Annotated in this window: 20 protein-coding genes; 11 read left to right on the forward strand and 9 right to left on the reverse strand. The window is 69.2% G+C overall.

What is annotated here, in order from left to right:
- Positions 1–49 precede the first annotated feature (49 nt).
- The 6 genes from AC2ITM_RS18685 to AC2ITM_RS18710 all read left to right on the forward strand — a co-directional run bounded on the left by AC2ITM_RS18685 (position 50) and on the right by AC2ITM_RS18710 (position 5,605).
- Entirely contained in the window at positions 50–1,228 is a 1,179-nt protein-coding gene (locus AC2ITM_RS18685) for an ABC transporter substrate-binding protein (protein WP_486469931.1), read from the forward strand.
- A 63-nt stretch (positions 1,229–1,291) separates the two neighbouring features.
- A complete protein-coding gene (locus AC2ITM_RS18690; protein WP_486469932.1) occupies positions 1,292–2,161 on the forward strand; it encodes a branched-chain amino acid ABC transporter permease in 870 nt (289 codons plus the stop codon).
- Positions 2,162–2,164: 3 nt separating this feature from the next.
- Entirely contained in the window at positions 2,165–3,130 is a 966-nt protein-coding gene (locus tag AC2ITM_RS18695) for a branched-chain amino acid ABC transporter permease (RefSeq protein ID WP_486469933.1), read from the forward strand.
- Between the two features lie 3 nt (positions 3,131–3,133).
- Positions 3,134–3,898 carry an ABC transporter ATP-binding protein gene (locus tag AC2ITM_RS18700; RefSeq protein ID WP_486469934.1) on the forward strand — a complete coding sequence of 255 codons (765 nt, stop codon included), beginning with the start codon at positions 3,134–3,136 and terminating at the stop codon, positions 3,896–3,898.
- 16 nt (positions 3,899–3,914) lie between these two features.
- Entirely contained in the window at positions 3,915–4,613 is a 699-nt protein-coding gene (locus AC2ITM_RS18705; protein WP_486470049.1) for an ABC transporter ATP-binding protein, read from the forward strand.
- Positions 4,614–4,627: 14 nt separating this feature from the next.
- The gene (locus AC2ITM_RS18710) at positions 4,628–5,605 is read left to right on the forward strand and encodes a dipeptidase (RefSeq protein ID WP_486469935.1); all 978 of its coding nucleotides are present in this window, start codon (positions 4,628–4,630) and stop codon (positions 5,603–5,605) included.
- Between the two features lie 43 nt (positions 5,606–5,648).
- Here the strand turns inward: AC2ITM_RS18710 and AC2ITM_RS18715 are convergent, their stop codons facing one another.
- The gene (locus AC2ITM_RS18715; protein ID WP_486469936.1) at positions 5,649–7,346 is read right to left on the reverse strand and encodes a peptide ABC transporter substrate-binding protein; all 1,698 of its coding nucleotides are present in this window, start codon (positions 7,344–7,346) and stop codon (positions 5,649–5,651) included.
- Between the two features lie 118 nt (positions 7,347–7,464).
- Between AC2ITM_RS18715 and AC2ITM_RS18720 the strand changes: the two genes are divergently transcribed.
- From AC2ITM_RS18720 to AC2ITM_RS18740, 5 genes are all read left to right on the forward strand, one after another.
- Positions 7,465–8,322 carry a MurR/RpiR family transcriptional regulator gene (locus tag AC2ITM_RS18720; protein WP_486469937.1) on the forward strand — a complete coding sequence of 286 codons (858 nt, stop codon included), beginning with the start codon at positions 7,465–7,467 and terminating at the stop codon, positions 8,320–8,322.
- Entirely contained in the window at positions 8,319–9,056 is a 738-nt protein-coding gene (locus tag AC2ITM_RS18725) for an N-formylglutamate amidohydrolase (RefSeq protein WP_486469938.1), read from the forward strand. Before AC2ITM_RS18720 ends, AC2ITM_RS18725 begins: the two co-directional genes overlap by 4 nt.
- A complete protein-coding gene (locus AC2ITM_RS18730) occupies positions 9,053–10,318 on the forward strand; it encodes an NAD(P)/FAD-dependent oxidoreductase (RefSeq protein WP_486469939.1) in 1,266 nt (421 codons plus the stop codon). The genes AC2ITM_RS18725 and AC2ITM_RS18730 overlap by 4 nt, the downstream gene beginning before the upstream one ends.
- A 660-nt stretch (positions 10,319–10,978) precedes the next feature.
- Positions 10,979–11,179, forward strand: coding sequence for a hypothetical protein (locus AC2ITM_RS18735; protein WP_486469940.1), 201 nt, complete (start codon positions 10,979–10,981; stop codon positions 11,177–11,179).
- 900 nt (positions 11,180–12,079) lie between these two features.
- Positions 12,080–12,949, forward strand: coding sequence for an alpha/beta hydrolase (locus tag AC2ITM_RS18740; RefSeq protein ID WP_486469941.1), 870 nt, complete (start codon positions 12,080–12,082; stop codon positions 12,947–12,949).
- Positions 12,950–12,956: 7 nt separating this feature from the next.
- Here AC2ITM_RS18740 and AC2ITM_RS18745 read toward each other — a convergent pair whose 3' ends face one another.
- The 8 genes from AC2ITM_RS18745 to AC2ITM_RS18780 all read right to left on the reverse strand — a co-directional run bounded on the left by AC2ITM_RS18745 (position 12,957) and on the right by AC2ITM_RS18780 (position 21,931).
- Entirely contained in the window at positions 12,957–13,721 is a 765-nt protein-coding gene (locus AC2ITM_RS18745; protein ID WP_486469942.1) for an ABC transporter ATP-binding protein, read from the reverse strand.
- Between the two features lie 17 nt (positions 13,722–13,738).
- Positions 13,739–14,710, reverse strand: a complete 972-nt coding sequence (locus AC2ITM_RS18750) for an iron chelate uptake ABC transporter family permease subunit (protein WP_486469943.1) — start codon at positions 14,708–14,710, stop codon at positions 13,739–13,741.
- On the reverse strand, positions 14,707–15,693 hold the full coding sequence (locus AC2ITM_RS18755; RefSeq protein ID WP_486469944.1) for a FecCD family ABC transporter permease: 987 nt from the start codon (positions 15,691–15,693) through the stop codon (positions 14,707–14,709). The genes AC2ITM_RS18750 and AC2ITM_RS18755 overlap by 4 nt, the downstream gene beginning before the upstream one ends.
- 43 nt (positions 15,694–15,736) lie before the next feature.
- Positions 15,737–18,136 (reverse strand): TonB-dependent siderophore receptor, encoded by a 2,400-nt coding sequence (locus AC2ITM_RS18760; RefSeq protein ID WP_486469945.1) that lies wholly within the window; start codon positions 18,134–18,136, stop codon positions 15,737–15,739.
- Positions 18,137–18,277: 141 nt separating this feature from the next.
- Positions 18,278–19,267 (reverse strand): FecR family protein, encoded by a 990-nt coding sequence (locus AC2ITM_RS18765; RefSeq protein ID WP_486469946.1) that lies wholly within the window; start codon positions 19,265–19,267, stop codon positions 18,278–18,280.
- Between the two features lie 80 nt (positions 19,268–19,347).
- Positions 19,348–19,851 carry an RNA polymerase sigma factor gene (locus AC2ITM_RS18770; RefSeq protein ID WP_486469947.1) on the reverse strand — a complete coding sequence of 168 codons (504 nt, stop codon included), beginning with the start codon at positions 19,849–19,851 and terminating at the stop codon, positions 19,348–19,350.
- 265 nt (positions 19,852–20,116) lie between these two features.
- Complete coding sequence (locus AC2ITM_RS18775; protein ID WP_486469948.1) at positions 20,117–21,091, reverse strand: ABC transporter substrate-binding protein; 975 nt, start codon at positions 21,089–21,091, stop codon at positions 20,117–20,119.
- Between the two features lie 342 nt (positions 21,092–21,433).
- Complete coding sequence (locus tag AC2ITM_RS18780) at positions 21,434–21,931, reverse strand: GNAT family N-acetyltransferase (RefSeq protein ID WP_486469949.1); 498 nt, start codon at positions 21,929–21,931, stop codon at positions 21,434–21,436.
- Positions 21,932–22,012 lie beyond the last annotated feature (81 nt).

Below are 22,012 nucleotides of genomic sequence, written 5' to 3' on the forward strand. Positions count from 1 at the left end.
AAAAAGGGAAGACACGGCCCTTCCCACCCGACTGCCAACAGGAGACGACATGAAGAAGCTTACGATTTTCTGCACATCCGTGGCGTTGCTGGCGGGTCCCGCCCTGGCCGGCTCGCCCGAATGGGAGACCGAGGGCCTGACACCCGACAGCATCAAGATCGGCGTGATGGGGCCGTTTTCCGGCAATGCCTCGTCCTACAGCGAGGCCGAGATCGGCCTGATGGCCTATTTCGACAAGATCAACGACGAGGGCGGCATCAATGGCCGCAAGCTGGTGGCGGTGCAGGAAGACACCGCCTGCGACAGCGCCAAGGGCATTGCCGCCACGAAAAAGCTGCTGTCGCAGGACAAGGTCTTTCTGCTCGACGGCAATTCGTGCTCCGGGGTGGCGCTGGCGATCCGGCCGATCGTGGCGGATTCGGGCGTGCCGTGGATCGTCGCCCATGCGGTCAGCGATTCGATCTCGGTTCCGGTGGCGGCGAACATCTTCCACGGCGTCCCCACCGGATCCGCCAATGGCGAGGCGATGGCCAAGTTCGTCCTGTCGAAGCCGGGGGTGAAAAAGATCGCGGTCATCGAGCATGACAACGACTGGGCGCACAGCTACACCAAGCCCGCCCTGGCCTATCTGGACGCCCATGGCACGCCCCCCGACATGGACCTGACGATGGCCCGCGGCGCCACCGATGCCACGGCGCAGGTGCTGAAGATGCGCGCCGACAAGCCCGATTTCATCATCGCTGCCCTCTACGAGGCCGAAACCGCGATCTTCCTGCGCGACCTCAAGCGTTACGGTCTGGGCGACATCCCCGTCATGGGCACCGCCGGCACCGATCTTGAGAACACGCTGAAACGGGTGGGCGATCCGGATACGGTGAAGAACTATTTCGTCATCCACCAGTATGTCGACAACCTCGACGGGCCCAAGATGCAGCCCTGGGCCGACATGATCCACAAGTACTACCCGAACGAGACGCTGACCAACTTCAGCTACATCTCGCTCGGGTCCGCCGAGGCGCTGGTGGCGGCGCTGAAGGCGGTGGGGCCGGATCTGACCCGCAGCAAGCTGATCGCCCAGCTGGACCAGACCCGCGATTTCCAGACCGGCGTGCTGGCCGGGCCCGTCAGCTGGACGCCCACCGATCACCAGGGGGTCAAGGATGCGGCCGTGGCGGGCTTTGTCGATGGCAAGACCACCGTGCTGAAAGCCTGGGGCCAACCCTACTGAGCCCCCGCGCGCCGGGCCCGACCCGGCGCGTGCCGCCCCTGCTTTTTCGACAAGAGAACTCCGATGCTGATGCAGCTTACCCTCAGCGGGGCCGCACAGGGGGCGCTCTATGCCCTCGTTGCCCTGTCGATGACCCTGATCTACCGCTCGACCTCGGTCGTGAACTTCGGTCAGGGCGATTTCGTGATGGCCGGTGCCTTCCTGACCTATATCCTTGTGGTGCTGGGGGGCGTGGCCTTCCTGCCCGGCGCCATTCTGGCGGCGCTCGCGATGTTCGTGCTGGGCTTCCTGTTCAGCCGCTGCCTGGTGCGCCCGATCAAGGGCGGCCCGCATGTCGGGCTGGCGCTGATGGGCATATCCGCGGGCTTCATCCTGCGCGGCATCGCCCGGATGCTGTGGGGGCGCGACGTGCTGCCGATGCCGCATGTCTTCGACATCCCGCCGATCTTCATCGGTAATCTGGTGATCACGGGGGATGCGGTCTTTACCATCGCGACCGTGCTGGTGCTGCTGCTGTGCTTTTTCGGCACGCTGGAGCTGACGACGCTGGGCCGGATGATCCAGGCGGTCTACCAAAGCCCCCGCGGGGCGCGGCTGATCGGCTTTGACGTGGAACGCTTCCACGACATGAGCTGGGGCATCGGCGCGGCTCTGGGCGCCGTCGGAGGCATCCTGATCGCGCCGGTGTCGCTGCTTTATCCCGACCTGGGGGCGCCCTTCCTGATCAAGGGCTTTGCCGCGATGACGCTGGGCGGTTTCGGATCGCTGGGCGGGGCGGTGACGGGGGGCTTCCTGCTGGGCCTCGCGGAACAATATGCCGGCGCCTATATCGACAGCGCGATGATCGACATCACCGGCTATCTGGTGATCGTGCTGGTGCTGTTCATCCGGCCCCGCGGCCTGTTCGGCCGCAAGGTCGTGGTAAAGGTCTGAGCCATGCCCACATCCCGACAGATCCGCCTGCGCACCCTGCTGTGCTGGGCCTTTCCCGTCCTGCTGCTGGCGGTGCCGATGGTGGCCAATGACTACCAGCAGTTCATCGTCAACAGCATCGTCATCTCGGCGCTGGTGACGCTCAGCTTCACGCTGGTGGTGGGCAGCCTTGGCCAGCTGGCCTTTGCCAATACCGCGCTTTTCGGCATCGGGGCCTATGCCTCGGCCATCCTGTCGGCCCGGCTGGGGCTGCCGTGGCTGGCGACCATCCCGCTGGCGGGGCTGTGCGGCGCGGCGGGGGGCTTTCTGGCCTCGGCCGCGGCACTGCGGGGCATCCGCCTTTACTACCTTGCCATCGTGACCCTCGCCTTCGGAGAGCTGATGCGCTGGCTCTATCTGCATGGCGGCGCCGTGACCGGCGGGACCGACGGCCTGCCGCTGCCGCCCGAGACGCTGTTCGGCCACCGTCTGGACGGCGACCGCACGCAATTCTACGTCTTCCTTGGCGTGGCGGTGCTGCTGTTCAAGGGTACGCTGAACCTGCTGCGCTCGCGGCTGGGGCGCGCCATCGTCGCCGTCCGCGAGAACGAGCTGGCCGCAGCCTCGCTGGGCATTCCCACGGCGCGGCTGATCGTCGTCACCTTCATGTGGTCGGGGCTGGTCGCGGGCACGGCGGGGGCGCTTTTCGCGCGCCACGTCGGCCATGTCTTTGCCGACAGCTTTGGCATGGTGCAGCTGCTGACGTCCTTCGCGATGATGCTGGTGGGGGGGATCGGATCCGTCCTTGGGGCGGTGCTGGGGGCGGTGGCGCTGACCACGCTGCCGGAATACCTGCGCGCCTTCCCCGGCCTGGAAGAGCTGTTCTTCGGCCTGATCGTCGCCGCCGTGCTGGTGCTGATGCCGCATGGGCTGGCCAGCCTGCTGCGCCGGACCTCGGCGCTGTTCACCGAACGCCATTACCGGGAGTGACCGATGACCCCCTTGCTGGATATTCACGGGCTGGGCGTGCGCTTTGCCGGGCTGAGCGTGCTGGAGGATGTCTCTTTCGCGCTGTCCCCGGGCGAGGTCTGCGCCGTGATCGGCCCGAACGGGGCGGGAAAGACCACGCTTTTCAACGCCATATCGGGCTACGTGCGGCCGACCGCAGGGCGGATCGCCTTGCAGGGCACCGAGATCACCGGCCTTGCGCCGCATGTGATCGCGGCGCGCGGGATGCGGCGGACCTTCCAGAACGGCGGCCTGTTCCCGGCGCTGAGCGTGCTGGAAAACGTCATGACCGGCCTGCACACCGGCACCCGGGCGCCGTTCCTGGGCATCCTGCTGGGCGGGCCTGCCGCCCTGCGCGCCGAACGCCGCGCCATCGAGGAGGCGCGGGCGCTGCTCGATCTGATGGAGATCGGCCACATGGCCGAGCGCCGGGCCGGCGATCTGTCGGGCGGCCAGCAGCGCATCGTCGAGATCGTCCGCACCGTCGCTGCCAACCCGCCGGTGTTGCTGCTGGATGAACCGGCCGTGGGCCTGTCGCCGGTGGCGCGCGATCATCTGATGGCCATCATCCACCGCCTGTCGCGCGAGCGCGACGTGGCGGTCCTGCTGATCGAACACGCGGTCGAGCTGGTCATGGCCAGCGCCGACCGGATCATCGTCATGGCTGCGGGGCGCAAGATCGCCGACGGCCGCCCCGACGAGATCCGCCAGGACCGCGCCGTACTGGAGGCCTATCTTGGCTACGCCTGACATCCCGACCCCCCTGATGCGCATCCGCGACCTGCATGTGGCCTATGGCAAGAAGGCGATCCTGCGCGGCGCCTCCTACGATGTGATGCCGGGGGAATGCCTGACGCTGCTGGGGGCCAATGGCTCGGGCAAGTCGACCTCGATGAACGCGATCTGCGGCTTCGTGCGGCCGGGGCAGGGCTCGGTCCTGTTCGAGGGCCGGGAAACCGCGGGGCTTGCGGCCCATGCGATCTTCCGGCTGGGCATTGCCCAGGTCAGCCAGGCGCGCGATCTGTTTCCCGACCTCTCGGTCGAGCACAACCTGAGGCTCGGGGCCATGCGCCGCGGCCGGGCCGAGCTGGGCCGCACGCTGGAACAGGTCTATGCGCGCTTCCCGCGGCTGGCGGAACGGCGGCGCCAGCCGACGCGGACGCTGTCGGGGGGCGAACAGCAGATGGTGGCGATCGGCCGGGCGCTGATGTCGCGGCCCCGGCTGCTGCTGCTGGATGAACCCTCGGGCGGGCTCTCGCCGCAGTTCTGCGAAGAGATCGCCCTGCTGATCGACGCGCTGAAATCCGAGGGCGTCACCATCCTGATGGTGGAACAGAACCTCACCCTCGCGTTCCGCGCGGCGGACCGCTTCATCGTGCTGCGCGACGGCCGTGTCACCGACGGCGGCGACGTGCGCGCCCTGGCGGGCGATCACGAGGCCATCGTGCGCAACATCTACCTGTGACGAAAGGCAGGCCAATGACACCGCAAGAGCTTCACGACGACCTCATCACCTTTGACGGGCTGGTCATCTCGAACTGGGGGCCCGAGGTCTTTCGCGCCATGCGCGCGGGCGGGCTGACCGGCGCCAACTGCACCTGTTCGGTCTGGGAGGGGTTCCGCGACACGATGCGGGCCATCGGGCGCTGGAACGGCATGTTCCGCGACCATGCCGATCTGATTGTGAAATGCCGCAGCACCGCCGACATCCGCCGCGCCAAGGCCGAAGGGCGCACCGGCATCGTGCTGGGGTTCCAGAACACCTCGGCCTTCGAGGACCGGCTGGAATATATCGAGCTGTTCAAGGAGCAGGGCGTGGGCATCGTGCAGATGACCTACAACACCCGCAACCTGGTGGGATCGGGCTGCTATGAAAGTCGTGACAGCGGGCTGTCGGATTTCGGCCATGATGTCGTGGCCGAGATGAACCGCGTGGGCATGCTGTGCGACCTCAGCCATGTGGCGCCCGGCACCTCGCGCGATGTGATCCTGGCCTCGACACGGCCCGTGGCCTACAGCCATTGCCTGCCCGCCGGCCTGAAGGCCCATCCCCGCAACAAAAGCGACGAGGATCTGCGCTTTATCGCCGATCACGGCGGGTTCGTTGGCGTCACCATGTTCCCGCCCTTCCTGGCGGCCGGAAACGGCGCCACGGTCGATGACTACATCGCCGCCATCGACTATATCATCAACATCGCGGGCGAGGATGCGGTGGGCTTTGGCACCGATTTCACCATGGGCTACGGCGGCCCGTTCTTTGAATATCTGAACCGCGACAAGGGCGATGGCCGCCAGCTGACCGAATTCTGGCAGGTCGAGTTCCCGCAGGGCCTGAAGGGTCTTGAGGATTATCCGAACATGACCGCCGCCATGCTGCGCGCCGGCTGGTCCGAGGCGAAGATCCGCAAGGTCATGGGGGAAAACTGGCTGTCGCTTCTGGACCGGGTCTGGGCCTGAACCTGCGGTCCCGGGCGGCCGGACGGGCCGCCCGGGGCTTGGATCATTCGCCCCGCGTCCAGCTGGCGACGTTCCACAGCTCGCTGTCCCAGGGGTTCATCTGCACGCCCTCAAGCGTGGCCGAGGCCGCCGAGACGAAGCCGCGGTGCACCAGCGGGATGATCGTGTAGGACTGCACCAGCATGTCGTTCATCCGACGGGCCAGGGCCGCGCGGGCCTCGATCCCGGCGGTGGCATGGTACTCGGCCGCCAGGGCATCGTAATCGGGCGAACAGAACCGCTGGATGTTGCTGCCCTGCCATTGCGTGTCGGGCGAGGGGATGTTGGCGCAGGTCCACTTGCCCAGGAAGGCCTCCTGGTCCAGCCCTTTCGAGTTGTCGGTGTACATCTCGATATCGGCGGGGAATTTCTGCCGGGTGTCGGGATTGCCCGCATCCCCCCCAAAGAAGACCGAACCCGAGACATTGCGCAGCTCGACCGCCACGCCCAGATCGGCCCAGGTCTGTTTCAGGATCACCTGTTCATCCTGCCGCACCCCCGAGGTCGAGGTCAGAAAGCTCAGCTCCAGCCTTTTGCCATCCTTCTGGCGGATGCCGTCGGGCCCCGGCACCCAGCCCGCCTGGTCCAGAAGCGCCTTGGCCTGGGCCAGATCCGGCGTCAGGCAGGCGTCATTCGCCTTCGAGACATATTGCGCGGGCGCGGGCACCACATTGCAGGTGGGTTCCCCCTGCGGCCCGTAAAGCACGTCGGAAATGGCGCCGCGGTCGATCGCCAGCGACAGCGCCTTGCGCACACGGATGTCGTCCAGCACCGGGTTCGGACCACCGGCAACCGTGGATTTCCTGTCGCCCAGATCGGAACTAGGGTTGGTCTGGTTCAGAAACAGGTATTCCACCATCGAGCCGAAGGCCGTCACCGGCTTGCCCTTGCCGCCCTTCATCAGCCCCGCCATCACGTCGGGCGCCAGTTGCAGGTTCCAGGCATAATCGGCCTCGCCCGTCTCGAAGACGGCACGCGCCGCCGACATGGCATCGCCGCCGCCCTTGATCACCACATGTGGGATCTTCGGCAGGCCGGGCGTGCGGAAATCGGGGTTGGCGTCAAAGGTCGCCACGTCGTTGGCCCTGAAATCCGACACCACATAGGGGCCGGTGCCGATGGGCTTCATGTTCTGCGCGGTGCAGCTGACGATCTTGGCGCCCATGCAGTCGCGGAACTGCGCTGCCTGCAGGATCGGCACGGTCGAACTGACGAAGGGCAGATAGGGATAGGGGGTGGGCTTGTCGAAGGTGACGACGACGGTGTGGTCATCCTTCGCCACGACCGAGGTCACCCCGGCGAAGACATCCGAAGCCGCGCAGCCTGCGCCTTCGGCGGTGCAGTACTGCCAGGTAAAGACCACGTCGGCGGCGGTGAAGGGCGTGCCGTCGGACCAGGTGACCCCCTGCCGCAGCGGCCAGGTGATCGTCGTGCCATCCGCCGAGACGCCGCCGTTTTCCGCGGTGGGAATGGCCGCGGCCAGGATCGGCAGCAGCGTGCCGTCGGGGTTGAAGCGCGCCAGCGGTTCCAGCACCAGCGAGGCCGCGTCGACCTCCTTGGCGATGCCCGACAGGTAGGGGTTCAGCGTCGAGGCCGCCTGCCAGTAGAGGATCTGCACGCTGTCCCCGGCCGCCTGCACGGCCGGCGCCGCCGCTACCGCGCCCAGACACAGGGCACTGGCCAGCCAATGGGTCCTTTTCATGGTCACTCTCCTGTCATTGCCCCCCGTTTCGGCGCGGGCGGGCTTTTGCGTTTGTAATATTTCGTGCAAATTGAAAATCAATATGTCAACATGTAACAAACGAAACACGAGGACCCGCATGGCCGAAACCGAAGACCTGCTGCCGCGGATCCGCGCCGCTGCCCAATCGGGCGCCGAACGCAAGATCGCGGGGGTGCTGCTGGAGGGTTATCCGGCGCGGGTGATCACCACGGTCGACGGGCTGGCGCGGCAGGCGGGGGTCAGCGCGCCGACGGTGCTGCGCTTTCTGGCCAAGATCGGCTTTGCCCGCTTTGCCGATTTCCAGGCCCGGGCCAAGGCCGATGTGGAACGCCAGCTGGGCTCGCCGCTGGAGAACCTGACGCGCGATCCCCCCGCGCCCGAGGCCGCGCATTTCTACACCCGCGCGCTGATGATGCAGGCCGAGGCACTGCGCACCGCCGCCGAACAGGGCGTGCCGGCGGAATTCGATCACATGGCCGATCTGCTGGCGAACCCGCGGCTGAACGTGCGGCTGCTGGGCGGGCGCTACAGCCAGATCCTGGCGCAGCGGCTGGCGCTGCAGCTGGGGCAGGTGCGCGCCGGGGTGCAGCTGCTGCGCATGGAGGTGGGCTTTGCCTTCGATGCGCTGGCGGATGCGGGCCCGGGCGATGTCTTCGTGCTGTTCGACTACCGCCGCTACCAGCCCGAGATGCTGCAATTCGCCGAAGCGGCCCACCGCGCCGGTGCGAAGCTGTGCGTCTTCACCGATCTGTGGCGCTCGCCCGTTGCGGGGCTGGCGGCGGCGGTGCTGACCTCGCCCGATGCCTCGGTGTCGCCCTTCGGCTCGCGCGTCGTGCCCACCGCCCAGATCGAGGCCCTGGTCGCCGCCGTCATCGCCCGCCTGCCCGATCAGGGCCGGGCGCGGCTGGCTCGGATCGAGGACCTGCGCCGCCCCCTGCCAAAGGAGACCCCGTGACCCCCGTTGCCCCCCTTGTGCTGAACCCCGAAGGCCGCCTGCCCGGGCTGATTGCCGTCGATCACGCGGGCCGCGGCCTGGCCGATCTGCTGCGTCTGGATCCCGCCTGGCACGACACCCACCATTTCTGCGACCTGGGCGTGGCGGAACTGGCGCATCTGCTGGCCCGGCGCCTCGACATGCCGGTGGTGCTGTGTGACGTCAGCCGCCTGGTCATCGACGTGAACCGCTGGATCGAGGACCCCCGCGCCATCGCCCACCATCTTGAGGGCCACCCGATCCCCGGCAACATGGCCCTTTCACCGGCCGAGCGTCTGGCCCGGGAAGAGGCCGTCTTCTGGCCCTACCAGCAGGCAGTGGGGGATCTGTGGGCGCGTCAGCAGGCCCGCCACGCCCGGCCCGTGTTCCTGGCGCTGCATACCTGCACCCGCGTCTTCGAGGGCTTTCACCGCCCCTGGGACGGCGGCACCATCTGGCACGAGGACAAGGCCCTGGCCGGTCCGCTGGAGGACCACCTTGCCAGCCGTTACGGCCTGACCATCGGCTGCAACCAGCCCTATTCCGGCCGCGAAGGCATCTATACCGTCGATCGCCACTGCTTCGGCTCGGGCCTGCCGGCCTGCGGCTTCGAGGTGATGAACGACCTGCTGGAGACCGAGGCCGGCCGGGTCTTCTGGGCCGATGCCCTGGCGGGCGCGTTGCAATCCATCCTGACACCCGAGGTTCCGGCATGAGCTTTCTTCCCGATCCCCCCTATGCCCTGACCGCCCCGCCCGCGCCGCCCTCGCACAGGCTGCAGGGCAGCCGCGCGGTCGATGCGGTGCTGGTGGGGGCGGGCTATGGCGGCCTGCTGAGCGCCCTGCATCTGGCCCGCGCGGGCCTGAGCGTCTGCGTGATCGAGGCCCGCCAGATCGGCCATGGCGGATCGGGGCGCAACCATGGCCAGTGCATCCCGGTCTTCGGCTACCTCTCCCCCGACCGCCTGCCGCCCCGGGGGTTCGCGCTGCTGCGCGATGCGGGTGCCAGCGTCTTTCGGATGATCGCCGAAGAGGGGCTGGACTGCGAGCCGGTGCAGAACGGCACGCTGTCGGCGGCCTTTGATGCGCGCACCCTGGCGCTGACGCGCGCGACCGAGGCGCGCTATCGCGGCTTCGGCAAAAGCACCGGCTATCTTGACGCGGATCAGGTCCGGGCGCTGACCGGCACCGAGGCTTTCCAGGGCGGCTGGGTGCATCCCGAGGGCGGCCATGTGAACCCGCTGGCCTATGCGCGCGAACTGGCGCGGCTGGCACAGGAGAACGGGGTCGAGGTGCTGACCGATACCCCGATGACGGCGCTGTCGCGAGATAACGGCCAATGGGTCCTGCAGACCCCCGAGGGCGAAATTCGCGCGCCCCGTGTCGGGCTGACCACCGATGCCTATTCCACCGCCGCCGTGCCCGGCAGCCTGACCCGTGGCTTCTTCCCGCTGGAAAGCTATGCCATTGCCAGCCGCCCCCTGACGCCCGCGCAACGCGCCGCCGTCATGCCCTCGGGGATGAATTTCGGCGATACCCACCGCGATCCGATGTTCTTCCGCATCGACCGGGCGGGGCGGATCATCACCGGCGGCCTGAAGGAACCCCGCCGCGGCCGTGATTTCGCCTATACATCCGCCTTCATGACCCGCCGCCTGAGCCGCCTTTTCCCCGTTCTCGGTGGCCTCGAATGGCAGCACATGTGGAGCGGTACGATCAGCATGGCGCGCGACCAGACCCCCTCGATCAGCCGCCTGGACGAAGGGCTCTGGGCGCTTTCGGGCTGGTCGGGACGCGGGGTGCCGACCTCGGCGGCGCTGTCGGTCTGTTTTGCGCAGACGCTGAAGGATCCGGCCGAGGGCGCCAGCTACTGGCCCGCCCGCACCCCGCCGCGGGTCCATGCGCGGCAGCTGCTGGGGCAGGCGGTGCAGCTGCTGCGGGGCCCCTGCAACCAGTTGCGCGACCGGCTGTCGCTTTAGCAGGTCAGAGGTTCAGCGGGATCGGACCGTGCGGGCAGGCGCGGCAGCGCAGGCCGTGACCGGCACGGGCGCCCCTGTCGGGCGGATGGCGATGCGGCGATGGATCTGTCCCATCTGGCCGTTTGGAACTTCGGGCCGGATGGAGGCAGGGCGCATCAGGTCCGCCACCATGGGGCCAGCCACCGTGGGTCAGTCGGCCTGGCAGCGGGGACGGACAATGGCAGACGGGCTGTCGGCCGATCAGGGGCCTGCCCCCTTGCCATAGGGCCATTGAATGGCGGCCGCTGCAGATGCCTGCGCGCATGAGTTTCACTTTAAAATATTGTTTTGAAATGTTTCCCTCTCTACTTCACGCCTCCCGGCCGCATCGGGGAGGAGCCCTCGCCCCCAGGCGGAGACATCTCTGCAGATCTGCGGTGGCATGGCGCTGTGCGGCATCGGTGCAACCATCCTTTGGCAGCACCTGAGCGCCCCCGCCTGACAGTATGTCCTTGCATCGTCTGCCCCTCGTCTGCCCCGCTGGCTGGCCCGATCGGCGGTCCGGCGCTGATCGTTCGGGGGGTGCTCGCCCAGGCTTCGGTTCTTCGGTACCGGTGGGGTTCGCGTCGCGCGGTCTTCGGGCCGGGGTGACGTTACCCCATGAACTGAAAGCAAGAAAAGATGAAACCACTGGAGCTCCTTGTCGTATCGACCTTCTTCGCGTCGCTGGCGGCACTCGCTCTTCTGTCGTATTTCAAGCCCTGGTACGGGCTGCCGGGCATCGTTTTGCTCTGCCTCGTCTTTACCGGGGTGGTGATGCTGATCCGGCGGGCAAACCGGCCGACCTCGGCCAGTATTGCTGCCATGCGCATCCGCCGCTGAGGCCCGTGGCGCCGCGGCGCAGGCCCTGATCGCGGCCGTCGCGCCTCAGCACATGGCGGGCCTCGGCGCCTGGTCACAGGCAACCACCGGCCCCCCCCGGCCCGGCACGACGATCTGCCCTGCCGGGCAGCGTCAGGACCCGGTCCGGGGCATCGGCTGGCAGCAGGGTCTGGTCGCAGCGGCGGCCCGGCCAGACGCGGCAGTTGGCTGACACAGGCCGGGGCAATGGGGCGCACAGCCCGGTCCCTTGCAGCGAGAGGACCATGATGGCGGCAAACAACGCCCCCCCTTGGCCGCAAGATCCGATTGGCGGGCTTCGGACAACGGGCATTGGCGGTCATCATGCCCCGTTCCGCGGTCGCCCCCAACAGCCCCGTCACGGCACGCAGGCCCGTCGCGGGCAGGACAGCCAGCCGGTTCGGCGATCCCGGCCGATGCACTGCTTCGGCGGGGGCGAAATAGCCCTGCAGCGCCCGGCTGATCCTGTGCGGGCCCTGCCGCACCAGCGGCTCTGGTCGGGGCACTGCATCCGGGGCCGCCTGGGCACGGGCCTCAACAGCATGAAGATGGGGGGCAAGAGGCACCTCATCCCTTCCGACGGCGCGACGACAATCGCCCGCCGATACGGGCGATCCACGTTCCTTCCTGCCCGGGAAACAAGGCACCGGCACAGTGGCGCCATCGTGGAATGCAGGGGCATTCCGTCGGTCTGAAAACCGGCAAAGGCCTCGGGCGGCGGGCCGGGGCAGTTCCCGGAAAGAATTGTCACTACGGGATTTTCCCCTCGCGATGCGAGGGACGAGGGGGTATCCTTGCCGTCACGAAAGGGCGCCTGCGTTCCGTTGTCCGGGAGACGGGCCGAGGGGGGCCTTCGCCACCATACGCAACTGGATCCTTGTCATGAACTGTTCTCTCCGGCCCGTTGGGCGGGACCCCCGGACGGGCCTTCGCTGGTACGACCTGGCCGATCGTGTCACCGGCGATCTGCGCCGCGTTTTCCTGTGGATACCACCGGGCGAGGCGCCCGCAGGCGGCTGGCCCTCGCTGACCATGACCGACGGCAATGCGGTGATCGACACTGCGGTCGAGACGATGCGCGTGCAATCGCCCTATCCCGGACATACCAACCTTGGCCCGGGGGTGCTGATCTCGGTCGGGTATCCGACGGATGACCCCTATGACCATGTGCGCCGCAGCTGGGATCTGGGGCCGCCGCCCGGGCGCACCTATCCGCCGTTCTGGCCCGGCACGGCCGATGTGCGCACCGGCGGCGGCGCCGAGATGGCGCGGTTCCTGACCGAAGACCTTGCGGCCTTCCTGGCCGATCTGGTGCCGCTGGATCCGCAGCGGCGGGGGCTGTTCGGCCATTCCTTCGGCGGGCTTTTCGCGCTGTGGCTGCTGTTCACCCGCCCCGACAGCTACAGCCACTGGATCGCCGCCAGCCCCGCCATCACCTGGGAGGACAGCTTTCTGCTGGAGCACCAGCGCGCCTTCGTGGCGGATGGGCGGCCGGTGGTCGTGCACCTGTCGGCTGGCGAATGGGAGGGGGACCTGCTGGCGCCCTTCCAGCGCGGCGCCGAGGACGCCGTTGCCCGTCAGGCCGAACGTGCCACCACCCGCACCATCGAGGCCGCCCGCCAGATGGCCCGGGACCTGTCGGCGCTGCCCGGTTTCCAGGTCGCCTGGGAGGTCTACGCGGGCGAAACCCACATGTCGGTGCTGCCGGTGGCGGTGAACCGGGCGCTGCACACGGTCTTTGCCCTGCGCTAGGCCCGGATCAGAAGCTTTCCGGCAGGACGACGGGCCTGCCGGGGGCGCCCTGAACGGCAAAGTCGATGCCGAAGGTGTCGCGCAGCGGCGCGGGGCTCAGGACCTGGGCTGTGGGACCTGCGGCCACCAGCCGGCCCTGGCGCAGCGCGATCACCTGGTCGCACAGACGGGCCGCGATGGTCAGATCATGCAGGATCATCACCACGTTGCGCTGCCCCCGCAGGCGGCGCAGCAGCTGCACCAGTTCCGCCTGATAGGGCAGGTCGAGGAAATTCAGCGGCTCGTCCAGCAGGATCGAGGCACTGTCCTGCGCTAGCACCAGCGCGATCCAGGCCCGTTGCCGCTGCCCCCCCGACAGGCTGTCGAGCGGCCTCTGCGCCAGATCCTGCAACCCCACGGCGGCAAGGGCACGATCAACGGAGGCGTGATCGGTCGGGCGCATCGGCAGGAAGGGGCGCAGCCAGGGGGTGCGGCCGCGTTCGGCCAGCTGGCGCACGCTCAGCCCCGGCGGGGCCTGGCCGCTTTGCGGCAGCAGCGCGATCTGCCGGGCGCGGATGCGCGGCGCCAGCGGCGCGATGTCCTGCCCCATGTGCAGGATCTGCCCGCCCGACACCGGTTGCACCCCGGCAAGGGCCCGCAAGAGGGTGCTCTTGCCGCTGCCATTGGCGCCGATGATGCCGGTGATGCTGTGCGCTGGCAGATCAAAGCTCAGGTCGCGCAGGATGGCGGTCTGGCCGAACTGCACGCGAAGGTCACGGACGGAAAAGGACATCGGGGGCTCCCTGGGGATCAGTGGCCGGGGCCGCGGGCCAGGCGGCGGACGGCAAGGATCAGCACCGGGGCGCCGATCAGCGAGGTATAAAGGCCGGTGGGCAGCAGGGCGGCAGGCGCCAGTGCGCGGGCCATCAGATCGGCCAGCGTGACGAAGGCCGCGCCGCAGAAGGCCGCAGTCAGCGGATCAGGCCTGCCGCCGCTGACCCAGCGAGAGATCGGCCCGGCCGCCAGCGCCACAAATCCCAGCGGCCCCGACAACGCCACCGCGCCCGCGCTCAGCAGTGCGGCGCCCAGCACCAGGGCCAGCCGCAGCGGCCCGACCCGCAGCCCCAGGGCGCGGGCCAGATCGTCGCCCAGCTCCAGCCGGTCCAGCAGGCGGCCTGCGGGCAGCAGAGGCAGCAGCAGGACCGCCAGGATCAGCATCTGCGCGCCCTGTTGCCAGCCCGCCCCGTTCAGCGACCCCGACAGCCAGGTCATCACCATGGCGGCATCGCCGTCGCCGGCGCGCAGGATCAGCGCCTCGGTGCCCGCGCCCGACAGGATCGCCAGCCCCAGCCCCTGCAGCACCAGCGCCCGGCTGTCGATGCCGCGCCGCGGATGGGCCGCAAGCCAGGCCAGCAGCGCGATCGCCAGCAGCGTCCCCCCCCAGGCCCCCCAGAGCACCGGCACCCCCGCCAGCAGGGCCGCCACCGCGCCGAAGGCCGCGCATTGCGACAGCCCGATCACGTCGGGAGAGGCCAGCGGATTGCGCAGCAGGCTCTGGAACACCAGCCCCGACAGACCCAGGGCCGCCCCCGCCAGCAGGCCCGCGACGACCCGGGGCATCCTCAGGTACCAGATCATCGCGCCCGGGCCATCCGGGCCTCCGGCCAGCGCATGGGCCAGATCGGCAGGCGCCAGCCAGCTGCGCCCGGCGGCCAGCGCCAGCGCCGACAGGGCCAGCGTCAGGATCAGCAGGGGCAGGTGGCGGCGCAACAGGGCGGTCATGCGGCCTCTCTCAGCAGGCGGCGGACGATCAGCATGAAGACCGGCGCCCCCAGCCCCGCCAGAACGATGCTGAGCGGCAGCTCCTGCGGGCGGATCAGCACCCGTCCCAGCGTGTCGGCCAGCAGCGCCAGCCCCGCGCCCAGCGGACAGGCAAACAGCAGGCGCAGCCCCAGCCCGCCGCCGGGGCAGACCCGGCGCGCCAGATGCGGGGCGATCAGCCCGACAAAGCTGACCGGCCCCGCCAGCGCGACGCTCGCCCCGGCGGTGGTGGCAATCGCCAGCAGGCCCAACCCCAGCACGCGCCGGGGGCTCAGGCCCAGGCTTCCGGCCATCTCTTGTCCAAGGCTCAGGGCTTCGATCGGGCGGGCCATGGCGAGGGCACAGAGGATCCCGGCCAGAGCCACGGGGGTCAGCGACACCAGCGCCGGGCGGTCGGCCAGCGCCAGCGATCCCACCATCCAGAAGCGGTAGGTGTTGCGGGTCTCGGGGTCCAGCAGCACGATCAGCGACACGACCGACAGGCACAGGCTGGCCAGCGCCGCCCCGGCCAGTGGCAGCCGCAGCGTGCTGTCGCCCGATCCCGCCAGCAGCCGCACCAGCACCGTGGCCAAGGCCGCCCCCGCCAGCGCCAGCCCCGACACCGCCACATGCGGCAGCGGCCCCAGCAGCCACAGCGCCAGCACCACCGCCAGCGCGGCGCCGGCATTGACGCCGGTCAGCCCGGGATCGGCCAAAGGGTTGCGGGCGATGGCCTGCATCACCAGCCCCGACACCGCCAGCGCCGCCCCCACCACCACGGCCGCCAGCGCGCGCGGCAGCCGCATGCCTGCCAGAACCGATGCTGCCTGGCTGCCGGGGGCGGTGGTCAGGGCCTGCCACAGCGCCTCGGGGGGGTAGGTGCGCGCGCCCAGCAGCAGGGCTGCGGCGAAGACCGGCAGCAGCAGCAGCCAGACCAGCCCCAGCCGGGCCAGGGCGGGTTTCACCGGCGCCCCCCGCAGGGGACGCCGCAGGGCGTGGCGCGGGGCATCAGAAGCTCCGGCTGACGGTCAGGGTGGCGATGCGCCCCTCGCCGCTGGCGCAGCCGTAGCTATCGTAGCAGACGCCGTAATAGTCGCGGTCAAACAGGTTGGTGATCCCCAGATCGACGGTGAAGGCGCGCGCGGCATAGCGCACGGACAGGTCGGCAATGCCGTAGCCGGGCGTCTTGCGCAGGTTGTCCTGGGTCGAATAGGCGCTGGAGAGCACCCGCAGACCGGCGCCCAGCGACAGCCCCTTGGCCCAGGCGGCCGCATCATATTCCAGCCAGAACGAGGCCTGATGATGCGGCGCGAAGGGATTTTCGTTGCCGATCAGGCTGGCATCCGAGCTGCGGGTGATCTTGGTATCCAGATAAGTATAGCTGACCACCCCCTGCAGCACCGGGGTGATCTGGCCGCGCGCCGACAGTTCCACCCCGCGCGAGCGGATCTCTCCGGCCTGGGTGAAGCTGGTCCAGGTCGGATCGTTCTGGTCGTATTCCTTGACGTTGGTCTTGCGCAGATCGAACAGCGCCGCGCTCAGCATCAGGCCGTTGTCAGGCTGGTAGCGCAGGCCGGTTTCCCACTGCCGGCTGGCCGAGGGCGCCAGCGCGTCTCCGTCGATCGTGGTGCCGACGTTCTGCACGAAGCCCGAGGTATAGCTGACATAGGGCGTCAGGCCGTTGGCAAAGGCATGGGTCAGGCCGATCATGCCGGTGGTGGCACTGTTGGACTGGCGGCTGGTGCTGTCGGCCAGCAGGTCGTTGATGGTGTTCTTCATCCAGGCGTGGCGCAGGCCGAAGGTCAGCGTGGTGCCGCCGTCGAAGGTGACGTGGTCCTGGGCGTAGATGCCGGTTTCGGTATAGGTGGTGCGATCCTTCGACGACACGCCCGGATCCGTGACCGCAAAGTCGAACGAGGCATTGTCGTAGGGCACCAGATAGGTGCTGTCGTCCATGTTGACGGTTTCGGAATACCAGCTGCGCTGGTAATCGGCGCCGACGACCAGGGTGTTGCGCGCCGCGCCCATCTGCTGCTGCCATTTCAGCGCATTGTCGAGGCCCAGCGTGTGGGCATTGTCGCGCACGGTGAAGGGATAGTAATAGACCCCGCTCTCGTCCAGGTAGGAATAGTCCAGCTGACGGTAGTCGGTGGTCTGGTGGGCATAGCGCAGCCTTTGGGTGAAGGTCAGGCTGCTGTTGAAATCATGGGTGAATTCCCAGCCGATGCTTTGCTGTTCGGTCTCGAAGCGGTTGTACGGCGACTGCTGGTGGGCCCAGTCCGCAGGCAGCGTGCCCCAGGCGGTGTCATAGTCCTGCCCGGCGACGGGAAACATGTCGAGCGGCGTCAGGCTGTCGCGCTGGACATGCGCCAGGATGGTCAGCGCGGTGCTGTCGGAAGGCGCCCAGGTCAGCCCCGCCGCCAGGAAGCCGCGGTCGTTTTCCGAATTGCTCATCTCGGTGCTGCCGTCGCGCAGCAGGCCGGTCAGCCGCAGCGCCAGGGTGCGGTCGGCATTCACCGCATCCGACCAGTCGAAGGCGGCGCTGCGGGTGGCGTTGCTGCCATAGCTGAGGCTGGCTTCGGCCAGGCGATCAAAGGTCGGGCGCTTGGTGACCAGGTTGATCATGCCCCCCGCATCGTTCGAGCCGTATAGCACCCCGGCCGGGCCGCGCAGCACGTCGACCCGGTCGATCATGTAGGGATCGGTGGAAAAGGCGCTGAAGCTCAGGGCCTTCTGCGGCAGCCCGTCGCGGTAGATCGAGCTGGTGCCCAGGTCAAAGCCGCGCATGGCGAACTGGTCGAAGCGGTCATCGGTGCCCCAGGTCGAGGCATTGACGCCGGCGGTGTATTTCACCGCATCCTCGATCTGGCGGGGCTGGCGGTCCTTCAGCTCGGTGCTGGTGACGACCGAGATCGACTGCGGCACTTCCGACAGCGGTGCGCCCGCCTTGACCCCGGTTTCCGAGGCCGGCGCCAGATAGCCGTTGATGGCGCCGGAATAGGCCAGCTTGCTGCGCACAACCAGCGGCCCGAGGGTGATCGCGCCGTCATCCTCAAGACCTGCGGCGTCTTCGGCGGGATCATAGATCTGCACCGTGGTGGGATTGCTGAAACGGTAGTCCAGCCCGGTGCCGGTCAGCAGCCGGGCCAGGGCTGCGGCGGCATCCATCGTGCCGCGGACGGGCTGGGCCAGGGCGGTGATCGGGCGGGTCTCGCGGAACACGACCGACAGGCCGGTGATCCGGCCCACCGCATTGACCGCCTGCGGCACGGGCTGCGCCGCGATGTCAAAGCGGAACTGCTGGGTCTGGACCTGGCCCTGCGCCAGGCCCGCCTGCGGCCCCGCGATCCCCGCCGCCAGCGTTGCCGCCAGCAGGCACCCGGCGCGTCCTGCACTGTATCGTTTCATTCCCGTACCCTCTTGTTCGTTGTCCCGTGCGATCGGACAGCCCGGGCGGCTGGCCCGGTCCCTGATGGGTTCACGGATGCCGGGGCCGATCGGTGCAGCGTTTCGGTGCGGATTTTCGAAATTTTTGTTCGGGTGCCCGGATCAGGGCCGCAGCACCGTCAGCGCGCCGGGCAGGGTGGTGATGCGAAAGCCGACGCTGGCCTGCAGCGCGGCCAGGGCCGCCTGTGGATCGGCAAGCGCGAAGCTGCCGGTGACCGGCAGATCCGCCAGCGCCGCCGAGGGGATCAGGATGCGGCCGGGGCGATAGCGGGCGATCTCCTGCACCACGTCGCCAAGGCGCGCCCGATAGAAGACATAGCGCCCGCCGCGCCAGGCCAGCGCATCGGTCAGGTCCACCCGCTGGACGGGGCCGGTCTGGCCGGGACGAAAGGCTATGCGCTCGCCCGGGGTCAGCGGGGTGGTGGTGCCCGAGGCATCGTCGCGCAGCCGGATGCTGCCGTGGTCCAGCGTCACCTGTGCGCGCGTGCCCTCCAGGCTGACCTCAAAGCCGGTGCCCAGAACCTGCACCTCGTGACCGGCGGCATGGACCACGAAGGGGCGGCCGTCGTGGCGGATCTCGAAATAGGCGCGGCCGCGCAGCAGGTCGACGCGGCGGATGTCGCCGCTCAGACGGTCGCGGATGGCGCTGTCGGCATCCAGCAGCACATGCGAGCCATCGGCCAGCGCGATGTCCTGCCGCTGGCCGCGTCCGGTGGCATGGCTGGCGCGCAGGTCCTGCCACAGCCCGGGGCGTTCCAGCCAGGTGGCGCCCGCCAGCACCGCGATGGCCGCGACCGCCGCCGCCAGGGCCTGCCGGGCGTGCCGCCGCCGCCGGCGCAGCCGGTCGACCGCGGCCAGATAGCCCGCCATTGCCGGCGCGTCCTGCCGGGCCAGCCGGCGGACGGCCTGGGTGGTTGCCTCGTGCTCGGCGCTGGCCTGCTGCCAGGCGGCCTCGTGTGCGGGGGTGTCCTCGCGCCAGTGCAGGATGCGGGCGCGCAACCGCGCGGTGGGATGCGCGCGCAGCATCGACAGGTAGCGTCGGGCCTGGGTCAGGGCCTCGGGGTCTGCCGGGGAAGGGGGCGGCTGCGTCATGGCGTTTTCGGGTCCTTGCGGCATGAGGATCCGAAAGGCGCGGACCCCATGCTGGCGCGGCGATACACGATTTCCACCCCCTAGTCCGCCACAATCCTGGCGCAGGCGTCCGTGGCGCGGGCCATGTGGGTGGCGACGCTGCGGCGCGACATGCCCATGACCTGGGCGATCTCGGTGAAGCTGCAGCCATGCAGGCGGTTCAGCAGGAAGATATGGCGGGTCTTGTCGGGCAGCGCGGCCAGGGCGGTCTCGATCCGCGCGACGTCCTGGCGGGCGGCGATCGCGGCCTCGGCCGGGGCGGCGGCACCGGGGGCCGGGTAATGTTCGGGCAGCAGGCCCGCCAGGGTGGCGTTTCGGGATTTCTCGGCGCGAACATGGTCGATGGCGGCATTGCGGGCGCAGCGCGACAGATAGGCCCCGCCATCGCCGCGCCAGTCGGTGGCGCGTTCCCACAGCCGCAGGAAGATGTCCTGCACCAGATCCGAGGCGGTGCTGGCGCAGCCCACACGGCGCCGGATCTGGCGTTCCAGCCGGTCATGTTCGCGCGCGTAGAGCGCACTCAGTTCCTCGGATCTTGCTGTCATCGCGCCTTGCCGTTGTGCCGTCGCGGAGGGCTCCGCGATGCCGGTCGGGAAGGCTGGCGCAAGGGCTGGCCCGGCATGTCGGTTTCGCCCTTAGCAATGCGGCACGGTGGCCACAAGCAAGCCGGTGCGGGGCGGCGGAGGGGGCGTGGCAGGATGACCCCCGGGTTCCCAAGGGAAAGAGTCAGGATTTACAGCTGTCTGGGCTGCCCCAGTGGGGCGGGTGCCGGTGGATCGCGGCCGTGATCTGTTGCCGATCTGCCACGCTTCAGGGGCTTGGCGGCACGGGCCGACCGCTCAGCGCATCCGAGATCCGCGGCACCAGCTGCGTCAGGGCCCAGGGAATCGACAGCGGCGACTGGAAGCTGAGCGCCGCCGTCAGTTCGGGCCCGGCCCAGATGGCGCGCCCCTCGCGGGCCATGCGGGTGCCGGGCCAGGTGGGGGTGGCCTCGATGGCGGCACGCGCCGGCCCCTCCAGCTGCCACAGCACCACGTCGAGGTCGAACAGGTCCAGCCGCTCGGGGCTGACCGAGAAGGTGCCGCGTGTCCCCGACAGGGTGTCGAAGGCGGCGGGCGTCTGCAGCCCCAGCTCGGCCAGCAACCGGTTGCCGCCATCGCTGCGCGGATAGCCCAGGATCTGGCCGTCGGCATAGGAGGCGGCGGTGCCGCTGTGGCCCTGGAATTCGGGATGGGCGGCGACGGCGCGGGCGATCTCGGCGTTGACCTGCGCGATCACCTGCCGGGCCTGCGCCTCGCGGCCGGTGGCCTGGGCGATGCGCAGCAGCTCGACATCCCAGGGGGTGCCCCAGCGGGGATAGTCGGCGGGGGCGGCCACCACGGGGGCGATGTGCGACAGTTGTGCATAGACCTGCGGATCCAGCGGCGCAAAGGTGGCGATGATCAGGTCGGGCTTCATCGACCAGACCCATTCGACATCGATTTCCAGCCCCTTCTGCACCGAGGGCGTGGCATTCAGCGCCTGCCGCGCGGCCTCGGCCCAGGGCCAGGTGGCATAGGGCCGGTCGCCGAACCATTCGTGCACGCCCACCGGTGCCAGCCCCAGGGCATAGAGAAAATCCTGCTCGTGGTAGCCGACGGTGACGATGCGCTGCACCTTGGCCGGATCGACCCGGGTTTCGCCGTAGCGGCTGTGCAGGGTGATCTGGGCCGCAGAGGCCGCCGGGGCGATGGTGGGCAGCAGCGGCAGCAGCGCCAGGCTGAGGCAGGCAAGACGTCGGTGCATCGGGGTCTCCGGGGCGCGGGTACAGGGGGCGGCTGTGGGACATCGGGCGCCGCCGCAGCGGGCCAAGGCTTAATCCCGGTGGCGGGCCGTGGCCACCTTCTTTCTGCATCCGGTGCCGGGATCGGGGGCAAGGCACTGAAAGGGCAGGGTTTGCAAGGGCCCTCCGGGACGTCTGGGAGGCCCGGCAAGGGGGGACCCGCGCAGCGTCGCGCCATGCCGGGCCGGTGCCGCTTTGCGCCCGGATGGGGCGAAAGGGCGCGCCCGGTCAGGTCGTGCAAGGCGCATTGGGCAGTCGTCCGCAGCGGCTGGTGCCGGGATAGGCGGCTTGCGGCCAAGGCCCTGTCAGGCAGGATCGGCGGGGCCAGAGAGTTCGGCCGCGACGGCGCTCGCGTCCTGCGGGGCGCTGCGATACATGGTGATGCGGCGGGCATCGCGGAAACCCAGCTTGCGGTAGAAACCGGTCAGGCCTTGCTCGGCCTCGGCCTGGGCGGTGATGACCAGGATGGTTTCTGACGCGCCCTGTGCCGAAGCCCAGTCCAGCACCGCCCCGGCCAGCAGACGTGCCCATCCGCGGCCCCGGCAGGCCGGTGTCAGATACAGGTCCTCCAGCTCGGCCGCGCAGCCGAATTCCACCCCGAAGGTCAGGCTGCCCGAGGCCATGCCGACGATTTCTCCGGCCGTTTCCGCAACGAAGATCGCCGCGCGCGGATCCTCCAGCATCTGGGCCAGATGTGTCCGCACCGCGGCCGGTGGCGTCGCAATGCCATCCTCGAGGAAGAAGGCGTCGTAAAGCCGGGCCAGGGCTGGCAGATCGTGCGGGGTCGCGGGCCGCAGGTGCATCGTCGGGAGCCTTTCGTTGCGTCTCGGCCAGCCTAGGGGGGCTGTCAGGGCGGGGCAAGGCAGGCTGATCGGGCGGGTTTA

The organism is Pseudooceanicola sp. NS-SX9, assembly GCF_057380705.1.